The organism is Achromobacter sp. SD115, assembly GCF_017355315.1.
GTDB lineage: Bacteria > Pseudomonadota > Gammaproteobacteria > Burkholderiales > Burkholderiaceae_B > Achromobacter > Achromobacter xylosoxidans_B.
On sequence record NZ_JADIJM010000001.1, the window covers coordinates 70,972 to 82,911 of the forward strand.

An 11,940-nucleotide genomic window follows, 5' to 3' on the forward strand; every position below is an offset into this window, starting at 1 on the left:
TCAGGCTGCCTGCGCAGGCGCCGGACTGCGCATCTTCCACGGCGCGTAGGCGCATTCCAGCACGGCGGCAAGAAAGCAGATGCGCAACGGCTCGATCAGCAGACCCGTGGACGAATCGCGGAACGGGCTGCCGAACAGCAGCGAAACGCCGTGCGCCAGCACCTGCCAGGTATCCAGGTCATGCGGACCGATCAGGCGCGTCGCGCCGTACCACAGCCACGCCGCGCCCCAGTCGATCAGGCGATAGCCCACGATGAGCGTCACCAGCAGCAACGCGCTGCTATGAAACGCCAGGCGCACGCCGCTGGCCAAGGGCAGATAGCGCTTGCGGTAGCCGGCCACGAAATGCTCGACGAAATCGCGCAGAAAGCGCGGCACGGCACGGTAGCGCTCGCCCAGTCGCTGCAGCCGTTCATAGCGCCGGAGGTCGGCATCGTCGCGCACGTCGTAGCCATAGACCAGCGCGGCCATCACCAGCCATATCACCGGCAGCAAGGCATAGAAAAACAGGCTTACCAGCGCCACGCCCACGCCGCGCCCTTGCGCCTCGACCGGCGTCATACCTGCCGCCCAGGCATTCGTAATGGGCGTCAGCATATTCATCAGGGACTGCAGCAGCGCCTCCAGCCCGCGCCGGTCGGCCAGCCATTGCCAGGCCTGGTCCTTCCAGCGGCTGATGACGTACAGGCCAATCAGGATCCAATTGGTCTCGCACAGCACCACCAGCCATTGCCAGCGGCCCTTGCCCGTGCGCTCGCGCGCCATCACCGCCACCTTGCGCACCAGCCAGGAAATCGCCACCGAGACCAGCAGCCAGCGGGAATCCAGGGCGTCCAGCACATTGCCGTGCTCGCCCAGCGGATCCAGCCCATAGGCCAGGCGCGAGTACTGCCGCACGATGTCGCCCAGGAACCCCCAGGCCGCGTAATAGGCGAAGAACGGCAGCAAGGCCACGGTCAACGCCCGCCCCAGCCGCCCTTCCGCGTTGCCGGACGCCGTGTCGCCCGCGCGCGCCGCCGCTTGCGCGTCGCGCAGGGCCGGCAGGCCGGGCAGCAGCACCAGGAACATCGCCACCGTGGTGACCAGTTGCGCCAAGGCAACCAACGTAAGCACGGCCAGGCCGGCCAGATGGTTAGCAAAGCCCGTCTGCGCCGCCACCCACAGCAGCACATCGCGGGCCAGCGTGCCTGCCAGCACCAGCGCCATCAATTGCGGCCAGAACCGCAGCCACAGCCGGCCGGTCAGCGCCCATGGCGCGAGTACGGACTGGAGCATGCCTACACCCTGCAGTGCGCGGATTGAAGCGGACGATGTTAATGCCGTCGGGACGCGCGGAGTGTTACCGCTCGCCACGATTGCGCACAGGGTGTCAATATACGGGCATGAGCACACTGACATTCCGCCCCGCCACCGCCGACGACGTCCCCGCCTGCGTGACGATCCGCGGCCAAACCAGAGAGAACGCGTTTTCCGTCGAGCAACTGCGCGCACTGGGCATTACCGTGGATAGCTGGGCCGCCGGCGTCCTTGCGGGAGACCTCCCCGGCTTCGTCGCCTGCGCGGAAGGCCGGGTGACGGGCTACTGCTACGGCGACCGCGACAGCGGCGAAATCGTGGTCCTGGCCCTGCTGCCCGAAAGCGAGAACCAGGGCGCGGGCAAGACGCTGCTGCAGTTGACGATTCAGCATCTGGCAAGCCTGGGGCACAAACGCCTGTTCCTGGCATGCGCCAGCGACCCCGCCGTGCGTTCCCACGGCTTCTACCGCCACCTGGGTTGGACCCCCACGGGGGAGCGCGACGAGGCCGGCGACGACATACTGGAACTGTCGATCAGATAATCTCCAGGCGCCATCCGTCGCTGCCCGCAAGCAGGCGATGCGTCAGGCCCAGGCTGTCCATGAACGCGTCGTCATGAGACACCACGACCAAGGCGCCCCGGTACGCGCGCAGCATTGCCTCCAACGCCTGCATCGACGGCAGATCCAGGTGGTTGCTGGGCTCGTCCAACAACAGCAGTTGCGCGGGCGGGTCCGCATACAGCGCGCAGGCCAGTGCGGCCTTCAGCCGTTCTCCTCCGCTGAGCGCGGCACTGGGTACGGCAATCTTGCGCGCGTCCAGGCCAAGCTGGGCAAGGCGCGTGCGCAAGTCAGCTTCCGACGCGCCGCGATTGGCCGCCTGCAACTGCTCCAGCACCGGGCGCTGCGGCGCCAGCGTGGCCAGTCCCTGGTCCAGATACACGGCCTCTACCGCGACCCGGCATGTCCCGCCCGCTGCCTGAAGCTGCCCAGCCAGCACCTTGAGCAAGGTCGACTTGCCGCAACCGTTCGGGCCCGCCACGCCGACCCGCTGCTGTCCGCCCAGCATCAGGTCGATGCGGCGCGTGGCGGCCGGGACAAAGGGCAGTTCCACCGCGTCCAGCTCTGCGATCCGCCGCTGCGCCGGCATCGCGGCCGACGGCGCATGCAGCACGATGGCGTCCTGCTCGTCGACCTGCCAGGCCGCCTCGCGCACGCGCAAGGCAAGCTGCTCGCTTGCCGCCGCGTGCTGGCGGCGCAGATTGCCCGCAGACGTTTCGCTGCGCGCCTTCTGCCGGCCCAGCAGGATCTTGGCCTGATTGGCGTCGCGCGCCTGACGGTTGCCACGCGCCTGACGGCGTTCCTGGCGTTCGCGCTGGTTGCGCAGGGACTGCTCCTCGCGCTGGCGTTCATGCTTGCGCTGCTCCAGCAGCGACAACGCGTTGCACCGTTCCTCTTCCTTGCGCTGCGCGTAAAAGCGGTAGCCGCCTCCATACCCGCGCAGCCCAAGCGTCGACAATTCCACGATGCGCTGCATCGCCTCCAGCAGTTGCCGGTCGTGGCTGATCGCCAGCAAGCCGCGCGGCCAGCGTTGCAGCTGTTCGATCAACGCCAGCCGGTTGGGCCTGTCCAGATGGTTGGTGGGTTCGTCCAGGATCAGGAAGTCGGCACCCGACAGCAAAGCGCCGATCAGGGCGACGCGCATGGCTTCGCCGCCGCTGAGCGTGGCGGCCGGCGTCGCGGCGTCGAGATGGCCCAGGCCGCAGCGCTCCAGTTCCTGCTGCAATGCCAGGCGCACGTCCCAGCGATCGCCGAGAATGTCGAAGTCCTCGGCGGCGGCGCTGCCCGCTTCGATGCGTCCCAGCGCATCGAGCCTGGCCTGCACGCCCGCCAGCGCCGCGACGGTCCCGGCTACGCGCGGGGCGGCCTGCTGGGCCAGATAATGCACGCTGCCCGAACGCACGCAGCGGCCGGAGGCCGGCGGCAACTGGCCGGCAAGAATGCCGGCCAGCACGCTCTTGCCCACGCCATTGCGGCCCACCAGTCCGGTGGGCCGCAGGTCGAACTGTTCGTTGAGACCGGAGAAAAGTGTCCTGCCGTCCGGCAGAACATAGGACACGCTTTCCAGCGCGAGATAGGGATTCGTCATGTGCGGTTCCAAGGATGCCAAGAACTCCCCCTGCTCTTTGGGGGTGGGTGGAGACTGGCCGTCGTGCAGACGGCGGCATCAATGGCGCATGGCGAATGACTCCTGGTGGGGTGATTGATCCGACATTGTAGTGGTGATTACCGCCTGACCTGGGCGTCCTGCTGGATCGTGGCAAGCAGGACGCGCCTGAGCGCGCTGGTCAGGTGGCTGCGCGCCTCGTTCTCGAACAGTCCGACGGTCCGTTGCGCGGACGGATCATCGAAATAGGTCACGCGCAGGCGCGGATCTTCCTCCCAGTGCGCCGCCCGCGTGAGCGGCACGATGGTCACGCCGACATCCTGGTGGACCAGTTCGACCATGGTCCGCAGTGAATTGATTTCCAGGAAATCGCCGAACTTGAGATGGTTCCTGCGGATGAAGGCATCGATCAGCGCCCCCGTATGCGTATCGCGCGAAGGCCGCAGGAACAGGCGCCGCGCCATCAGGCTGGCGATGTCCGCCTTGCCCGCCGCCTGGCGGTTGGCGATGAACACGAAGGGTTCCGTGTAGAGCGGGGTCCATTGTGTGCCGGAGGGCAGTTTGTGGGCATTCTTGACCGCCAGCGCCGCATCCAGCTCCCCTGCCCGCACCCGCAGCGACAGGTCACCGGAAAAACTGATCACGGGCTGTACGTTCAGATTGGGATGCGAGTCCCGCAAGGTCAATACGGCGCGCGCCAGGAACGCCATGGACGTGCCCACCGATCCCACATCGATGGAACCCACCAGCTCGTCGCCGCCGGGGCCGTCGCGCAGATCGTCGTACACCGCCAGTAGTTGCTCCGCGCGCGGCAGCAGGCGGTGTCCGCCTTCGCTCAGGGACACGATCTTGCCGCTACGGTCGAACAGGCTGACGCCCAGGTCGTCTTCCAGCGCGCGCATCTGCAGGCTGACCGCCGCGGGCGTCAGCGACACCCGTTCCGACGCGGCGGCGAACGAGCCGCTGCGGGCCACGGCAACAAAGGTGCGAAAGAAGCGGATCGAGCTCATGTGACGGGCGCCCTATCGGTAAGAGGAACTTTATATATCACAAAGTAATTTTAGTTTTACTTCTTTATGACAGGACGTCAAAGTTACGCCATCCCGCAGCCAAGCCGGCATACGCGGTCCCGTCAACCGTATCGTCACCATCGCGCCGCGCCGCCGGCGCCGGGACGTGAGCTACGAGCCCCCTATGCTTCGCTTCGCACTCTCGCGCATCGGAATGGCCATACCGACACTGCTGATCGTGTCCGTCGCCGTTTTCGTGCTGATCCGCATGATCCCGGGCGATCCGGCCCAATTGCTGCTGGGCGACCTGGCCGACCCCGCCAGCCTGGAAGAACTGCGCCAGCGCATGGGCCTGGACCAATCCTGGCCCGCCCAGTTCGCCTTGTGGTTCGCCAATCTGCTGCATGGCGACCTGGGGAAATCCATTACCACCGGCCAGGCGGTGCTGTCCCTGGTGTGGGACCGCTTCCTGGTCAGCGCGCCCATCGTGCTGGCCGCCGTGGCCGCCGCCGCCCTGGTCGCGGTGCCGGCGGGCATCATCGCCGCCTGGCGCCAGAACCGCGCCGCCGACATCGCGCTGGTCGGCATGGCCACGCTGCTGGTGTCCATTCCCACCTTCTGGCTGGGCCTGCTGCTGTTGCTGCTGCTGGGGCTGAAGCTGGAATGGCTGCCCGTCGTGGGCTACGTGTCGGTGTCGGAGGACGCAGTCGCGGGCCTGCTGTACCTGGCCATGCCCATCCTGACCCTGTTCCTGCATGAGATCGGCGTGCTGATGCGCATGGCGCGCGCCAGCGCCCTGGAAGTCTTGCGCCTGGATTACGTGACCCATGCCCGCGCCAAGGGCCTGAGCGAACGCGCGGTGCTGACCCATCACGTATTCAAGAATTCCTTCGGCCCCACCTGGACCTTGATCGGCCTGGTGCTCGGCAATCTGCTGGGCGGCATCGCCGTGGTGGAAACCGTGTTCACGATACCCGGCCTGGGCCGTCTCCTGGTCGATTCCATCTTCGCCCGCGACTACCCGGTGATCCAGGGTTGCCTGCTGTTCGTCGCGGTCATCTACGTGCTGGTCAACCTCTTCGTCGACCTGCTCTATCCCGCCTTCGATCCCCGCGTTGGAGCCGAGTAAACCGCCATGCAACTGACCGCCATCAATCCCATCAAGCCCCGGCGCCGCCGCCTGCCCGCCAATGCGGCCATAGGCGGAGTCATTATCGCGATCGTCGTGGGCGCCGCCCTGCTCGGCGCCGTGTGGACCCCGCGCGACCCGCTGGGCATCAGCTTCGCATCGCGGCTCAAGCCGCCTGGCGCCCAGTTCTGGCTGGGCACCGACGAATTCGGCCGCGACGTGCTCAGCCGCCTGATGGTCGGCGCCTCGACCAGCGTCTGGATCAGCCTGCTGACCGTCTCGTTCTCCGTCGTGCTGGGTACCGCCATCGGCGTGCTGACCGGTTTTGTGCGGGGCTGGACCGACCGCATCATCATGGCCTTCAACAACGCCCTGCTGGCCTTTCCCGGCCTGCTGCTGGCACTGGGCCTGCTGGCGGTGGTGGGCGCCAACAAGTACGGCATCATCCTGGCGCTGGGCCTGGCTTACACGCCTTCGGTGACGCGGATCGTGCGCGGCACGGTGCTGTCGCTGCGCGAGAAGGAATTCATCGAATCCTCGCGCGTGCTGGGCAACTCCGAGCTCTACACCATGTTCCGCCACGTGCTGCCGAATTGCGTGGCGCCGCTGACGGTGCTGGCGACCTCCATGTTCGGCTGGGTGATCCTGGCGGAAAGCGCCCTGTCCTTCCTGGGCCTGGGCGTGCCGCCGCCCGCGCCGACCTGGGGCAACATGCTGGCCTCGGCCCGTCCGTTCATGGCGCAGGCTACGTATCTGAGCATCTTCCCCGGCATCTGCATTTCGCTCACGCTGCTGGGCATCAACCTGCTGGGCGACGCCGTGCGCGACCGCCTGGATCCCCGCATGCGCACGGGTGAATGACATGACGAACAAGAACATGGACACCGGCGCGACGCTGGCAGAGGTCAACGGCCTGACGCTGACGGTGGGCACGGGCGGCAGGGAAATCGTCAAGCGGGTCAGTTTCTCCATCAAGCCCGGGGAACTGGTCGGCATCGTGGGCGAGTCGGGCAGCGGCAAGACCCAGGCGGCGCGCGCCTTGCTGGGCCTGACGCCGCCGCCGCTGGTGCGCGCGGCGGGCTCTATCACGTTCGAAGGCAAGTCGCTGACGGATGCCAGCCCCGCCGCCTTGCGCAAGCTGCGCGGGGCGCGCATCGGCATGGTGTTCCAGGAGCCGATGACCTCGCTCAATCCCTCCATGAAGATCGGCCGCCAGCTCGACGAAGGGCTGGCGCTGCACCGCAAGGACCTGTCCGCCGCCGCGCGCAAACAGCTGATACTGGCCATGCTGGCGCGGGTCGGCCTGCGCGACCCCGCCGCCGCGCTGGACGCCTGGCCCCATGAATTCTCAGGCGGCATGCGCCAGCGCATGATGCTGGCCGCCGTGATGCTGCTGGAACCAGCCCTGCTGGTGGCGGACGAACCCACCACCGCGCTGGACGCGGTGGTGCAGCGCGACGTGCTGGAACTGATGCTGGAACTGACCCGCGCCCGCAACACGGCCGTGCTGATGATCAGCCACGACCTGCCCATGGTGGCCAAGTACACCGAGCGCATGATCGTGATGCGCCACGGCGAAATCGTGGAAACCGGCACCACGCAGCAGATCCTGGACCGCCCCGCGCATCCGTACACCCGGCAATTGCTGGCCGCCATGCCCATGCGCGGCCCCGCCCGCGCCATCCCTCCCGACGCGCCCATCGTCGACGTGCGGCAACTCCTGGTGGACTACGCAGGCCGTCAGCGGCTGTTCGGCCGCACCCAGGCCAAACGCGCCCTGCACGGCATAGACCTGCAGATCCGGCCGCGCGAGGTGGTAGCGGTGGTCGGCGGATCCGGCTCCGGCAAGACCACGCTGGGCCGGGCCATCGCAGGCTTGCTGGCCCCCACGGACGGCGGCATCTACTTCCGCGGCAAGCCGATAGCGCAAACGGGCGCCGCCTGGAACGACTACCGCCTGAACTGCCAGATGGTGTTCCAGGATCCCTACTCCTCCTTGAATCCCCGCATGACGGTCGGTGAACTCACGGCCGAGGGCCTGCGCCAGGTGGACGGCATGACGGCGGCGCAGAAGGCCGAGCGCGTCCAGTCCGTGCTCACCGAGGTCGGACTGGGGCCAGAGTACGCCCGGCGCTACCCGCACGAACTGTCTGGCGGACAGCGCCAGCGCGTAGCCATCGCCCGCGCCATCGTGCGCCGCCCCGCCTTCGTGATCGCCGACGAACCCGTCTCGGCCCTGGACGTCACGGTGCGCGCACAGGTGCTCAAGCTGTTTGCCGAGTTGCAGCAGCGCCACGGCTTTTCCTGTCTGTTCATCAGCCACGACCTGGGCGTGGTCGAGCAGGTGGCGGACCGCGTGGTCGTGATGCAGGACGGGCAGATCGTCGAACAAGGCCTGCGCGACCAGATCTTCGACGCGCCCCAGCATCCCTACACGCGCAAGCTGCTGTCGGCCATTCCCGCCCTGGAAGCCAATGACACCGGCGGCGTGCGCCTGAAGTGGCGGTTCGATCAATGATATCCACGGCTCCCCACGCACAGGAACAGACATGACGGCAGCAGCGTTCTTCCCTCTGGTTGAAGTGTCCGGCGCGCCCTACGAGCGCGGACTCCGGCATGGGCGCCAGGCAGGCGGGCGCGTGCGGCGCAGCGCCGACATCTACGCCCGTGCGTTGCAGCAGTTCCGGTACTCGCCCGCCGATCTGCAACGGCTCATCGCGCGCTTCTCGCGCGCCGTCGAGGACTTCGAACCCGACTACCTGGAAGAGATGCGCGGCATCGCCGAAGGCGCCGGCGTTTCGTTCGAGGACGTGCTGATGATCAACGCGCGCACCGAGATCGTCGCCCAGGCCCGCCGCGCGCATCTGGCCGCCGGCGCCGCGCCGCAAAGCGATGAATGCACGGGCGCCGCCATCCTGCCGGAACGCAGCGCCAACGGCAATTTCCTGCAGGGCCAGAACTGGGACAACCGCCAGGATTGCGCCGACACCATCATCATCCTGCGCGTGCTGCGCGACGACGGCCCCGACGTGCTGACGTTCGTCGAAGCCGGCGGCCTGGCGCGCTATGGCATGAACTCCGCTGGACTGACCCTGAACGGCAACGGCATGTCCTCCAGCCGCGACTACCAGCAGGACGGCGTGCCTCTGCCGCTGGTACGCCGCAAGGCGCTGGAACAGGAGCACTACGCCCTGGCCCTGCAGGTCGTCACCGGCACACCCAAGGCCTGCTCATGCAACCTGATCCTGGGCACCCAACTGGGCCTGGCGCTGAGCCTGGAATGCGCGCCCGACGAGACCTTCCTGGTCTATCCCGAGGACGGCCTGCTGGTCCACGCCAACCACTGGACCAGTGCCGTCGCGCTCGGCAAGCTGAAGGAGACAGGCATCGCCAGTTCGCCGGAAAGCCTGTACCGCGACCGGCGCGTGCGCCAGAGCCTGTCCGCCGCGGGGCGCAAGCTTGGCGTGCAGGATCTCAAGGCCGCTTTCGCGGACACCCACGCCACCCCGTTTTCCGTCTGCCGGCCGGGGCGCGTCAGCGCCCAGGGCTATGCGTCCTGCACCACCGCCACGCTGATCATGGAACCCGCCGCCGGCGTGCTGGAAGTGGCGCGCCTGCCTTGGCAGGGCGCCGCCTACGCCCGCTACGCGGTGGCACGCGGATCGTCCCCTTCCTATTGAACGTCTTCCAGCTGCAAACCGCTCACAACAAGGATCCATCATGAAACGACCTCTGTATGCGTACACCGCCCTGGCCGCCCTCCTGACGGCCGCCGCGCCTGCCCTGGGCGCCACCGTGCTGCGCGCCCACCAGGACGCGGACATCCGCAGCAGCGATCCGGGCGTCAACCGCGATGCCAATACCGATGGGGTAATCCTGCATGTCGTCGAAGGCCTGGTCGGCTACGACGCCAAGGGTCAGCCCGCTCCCCTGTTGGCGGAGAAAATCGACGTCTCCGAAGACGGCAAGACCTACACGTTTCATCTGCGGCAGGGCGTGACCTTCCACAATGGCGCGCCCCTGACCGCCGACGACGTGGTCTGGAGCTGGAACCGCTACATGGATCCCAAGACCGGCTGGCGCTGCCTGACGGACTTCGATGGCCGCATCGGCCTGAAGGTGGAAGGCGCCGCCGCCACCGATCCCGCCACCGTCGTGTTCAAGCTGGACCGGGCCGCGCCGCTGTTCCTCGATTCGCTGGCGCGCAGCGACTGCGGCATGACCGCCATCACCCATCGCGACTCGGTCAAGCCCGACGGCACCTGGGACAAGCCCATAGGCACCGGCCCCTTCCGCTTCGCGGAGTGGCGCCGCCGCGAATACGTCAGCCTGACGCGCTTCGAGAACTACGCCAACCGGCCGGGCAAGCCCGACGGCTACGTGGGCTCCAAGCGTCCGCTGGTCGACGAAGTGCGCTTTGTCGTGATCTCCGACCCGGCGACGGCGAAAACCGCCCTGGCCAGCGGCGCCATCGACGTAATGTCCAAGGTGCCGTATTCCGAGGTCGCGGAATTAGCGGAAAACAAGGCCATCAGCACCAACGTCTCGCCCCAGCTGGCGCCTTCCACGCTGACGATCCAGACCCGCGACAAGCTGCTCTCCAATCCCTATCTGCGCCAGGCCATCGCCGCGGCGCTGAACTACAAGGAACTGGTCGCAGGCGTGACCTACGGCCTGGCCGAACCCAACAACTCGCTCGTACCCGTGGCGTCGCCCTACTATGGGGAAGCCGAAAAGAAAGGCTATGTCTACGATCTGGCGCGCGCCAAGGCGCTGCTCGCCAAGGCCGGCTACAAGGGCGAGAAGATCGTCATTTCGACCAACAAGCGCAATCTGCCGAACTATGACGCGGCGGTGATCACCCAGGCCATGCTGCAGCAGGCCGGCATCAACGCCGACATTGAAGTGCTGGAATGGGGCGCCCAGCAGGACAAGTGGCAGAAGGGCAACTACCAGATGATGTCGTTCTCGTACTCCAGCCGCATGGATCCCGCTCTGAGCTTTGAAGCCGTCACTGGCGACAAGGCCAGCCAGCCGCGCAAGCTGTGGGACGATCCCGGCGCCCGCGCGCTGCTGGAAAAAGCCACCAACGCCACGGCGCCCGCCGAGCGCCAAGCCCTGCTGGACCAGCTGCACCGCCTGATGCTGGAGCAGGTCCCGATCATCCCCTTGTTCAACACGCTGAGCACGGGCGCATACCGCAAGAACGTCCAGGGTTTCGAATCGTCGATCTTCGGCGCGCCGCTGCTCTGGGAAGTCTCGAAGACCGAATAGGAACGCCGCCATGAATCAAACCCTGTATCTGCTGGGCGACATCAACCTCAAGGGCGTGCCAGACGCCAGCGGCCTGTTCGATCACGTCCGCCAACCGCTGCGTGTAGCGGACCTGGTGTTCGCCAACCTGGAATGCTGCCTGTACGACCTGCCCGAACACGCCCAGGAGCGGCGCGGCTTCTATACCTCGCCGCGGCACGCGCAGTCCCTGCGCGAAGCCGGCCTGCAGGCGGTCGGCAATGCCAACAACGTCAACATCGGCCACGAGGCGGTGCTGTCCACGCTGGCCGCCTTGCGGGGCGCGTCACTGCCCAGCGTCGGCGCGGGCGCCAATGCCGGCGAGGCCCGCGCCCCGCTGATCGAAGTCAGGGACGGCGTGCGCTACGGCTTCCTGCAGCGCACCGCCGTTTACTGGCCGGACAATCATGAGGCCAGCGCCCACCATGCCGGCGTCGCCATCATCCGCGCGCATACCGCCTACCGGCCGCGGCTGGAGATGCAGGCGGCGCGCACGCGCCCCGGCGTGCCGCCCGAAGTGCTGACCTGGGCCGACCCGGAATCCCTTGCGCAGTTCCGCGCCGACGTGGCGGCGCTGCGGCAACAGGCGGACATCGTCATCGCCTCGCTGCACTGGGGCTACCGGCGCGAAGTGCTGCAGTACCAGCGCGAGTATGCGCATGCGGCCGTCGAAGCCGGCGCCGACATCGTGCTGGGGCACGGTCCGCACATGATCCTGCCGATCGAACTGCATCGCGGCAAGCCCATCCTCTATGGCAGCGGCAACTTCTCCTTCCAGGTCGCCCACCAGGCGGACGCGCATACCGAATGGACCGGCATGACGGTCCGCGTCGACATCCGCGACAAGCGCCCCGCCGCCATGCAGTTCCGTTTCGTGCAACGCAACAGCGCCAACCAGACCGTGTTCGTGCCCGCGTCCGAAGTGGCGCAAGAACGCGATCTGCTGATGCGCGCATCCGCCGCGCTGGGCGCCGACCTGCATATCAGCGCCGACGGCCTGCAACTGGACCTGGCCGGCCCCGCCGCCTCCTGAACCTCCGTTACTCC

Annotated in this window: 10 protein-coding genes; 7 read left to right on the forward strand and 3 right to left on the reverse strand. The window is 67.4% G+C overall.

Features of this window, described 5'->3' with window-relative positions; all coding sequences use genetic code 11:
• On the reverse strand, window positions 1–1,275 hold the full coding sequence (locus tag IPU70_RS00265; RefSeq protein ID WP_207464127.1) for a hypothetical protein: 1,275 nt from the start codon (window positions 1,273–1,275) through the stop codon (window positions 1–3).
• Between the two features lie 107 nt (window positions 1,276–1,382).
• On the opposite strand from IPU70_RS00265, the gene IPU70_RS00270 reads away from it, so the two are divergent.
• The gene (locus tag IPU70_RS00270; RefSeq protein WP_207464128.1) at window positions 1,383–1,838 is read left to right on the forward strand and encodes a GNAT family N-acetyltransferase; all 456 of its coding nucleotides are present in this window, start codon (window positions 1,383–1,385) and stop codon (window positions 1,836–1,838) included.
• Here IPU70_RS00270 and IPU70_RS00275 read toward each other — a convergent pair.
• Together IPU70_RS00275 and IPU70_RS00280 are read right to left on the reverse strand one after the other, a co-directional pair.
• Window positions 1,831–3,444 carry an ATP-binding cassette domain-containing protein gene (locus IPU70_RS00275; RefSeq protein ID WP_207464129.1) on the reverse strand — a complete coding sequence of 538 codons (1,614 nt, stop codon included), beginning with the start codon at window positions 3,442–3,444 and terminating at the stop codon, window positions 1,831–1,833. The two genes, IPU70_RS00270 and IPU70_RS00275, sit on opposite strands and share 8 nt — an antisense overlap.
• A 137-nt stretch (window positions 3,445–3,581) precedes the next feature.
• Window positions 3,582–4,472, reverse strand: coding sequence for a LysR substrate-binding domain-containing protein (locus IPU70_RS00280; protein ID WP_207464130.1), 891 nt, complete (start codon window positions 4,470–4,472; stop codon window positions 3,582–3,584).
• A gap of 184 nt (window positions 4,473–4,656) precedes the next feature.
• On the opposite strand from IPU70_RS00280, the gene IPU70_RS00285 reads away from it, so the two are divergent.
• Genes IPU70_RS00285 through IPU70_RS00310 form a run of 6 tightly spaced genes read left to right on the forward strand, consistent with a single transcriptional unit; the run spans window position 4,657 to window position 11,926 of the window.
• On the forward strand, window positions 4,657–5,601 hold the full coding sequence (locus IPU70_RS00285) for an ABC transporter permease (RefSeq protein WP_207464131.1): 945 nt from the start codon (window positions 4,657–4,659) through the stop codon (window positions 5,599–5,601).
• Window positions 5,602–5,607: 6 nt separating this feature from the next.
• Window positions 5,608–6,462, forward strand: coding sequence for an ABC transporter permease (locus tag IPU70_RS00290; RefSeq protein ID WP_013394333.1), 855 nt, complete (start codon window positions 5,608–5,610; stop codon window positions 6,460–6,462).
• 1 nt (window position 6,463) lies between these two features.
• Window positions 6,464–8,119 carry an ABC transporter ATP-binding protein gene (locus tag IPU70_RS00295; protein WP_207464132.1) on the forward strand — a complete coding sequence of 552 codons (1,656 nt, stop codon included), beginning with the start codon at window positions 6,464–6,466 and terminating at the stop codon, window positions 8,117–8,119.
• Between the two features lie 31 nt (window positions 8,120–8,150).
• Window positions 8,151–9,281: a C45 family peptidase gene (locus tag IPU70_RS00300; protein WP_207464133.1), complete on the forward strand. Its 1,131-nt coding sequence runs from the start codon at window positions 8,151–8,153 to the stop codon at window positions 9,279–9,281.
• Between the two features lie 40 nt (window positions 9,282–9,321).
• The gene (locus IPU70_RS00305) at window positions 9,322–10,875 is read left to right on the forward strand and encodes an ABC transporter substrate-binding protein (RefSeq protein ID WP_207464134.1); all 1,554 of its coding nucleotides are present in this window, start codon (window positions 9,322–9,324) and stop codon (window positions 10,873–10,875) included.
• A 10-nt stretch (window positions 10,876–10,885) separates the two neighbouring features.
• A complete protein-coding gene (locus tag IPU70_RS00310; RefSeq protein WP_207464135.1) occupies window positions 10,886–11,926 on the forward strand; it encodes a CapA family protein in 1,041 nt (346 codons plus the stop codon).
• Window positions 11,927–11,940 lie beyond the last annotated feature (14 nt).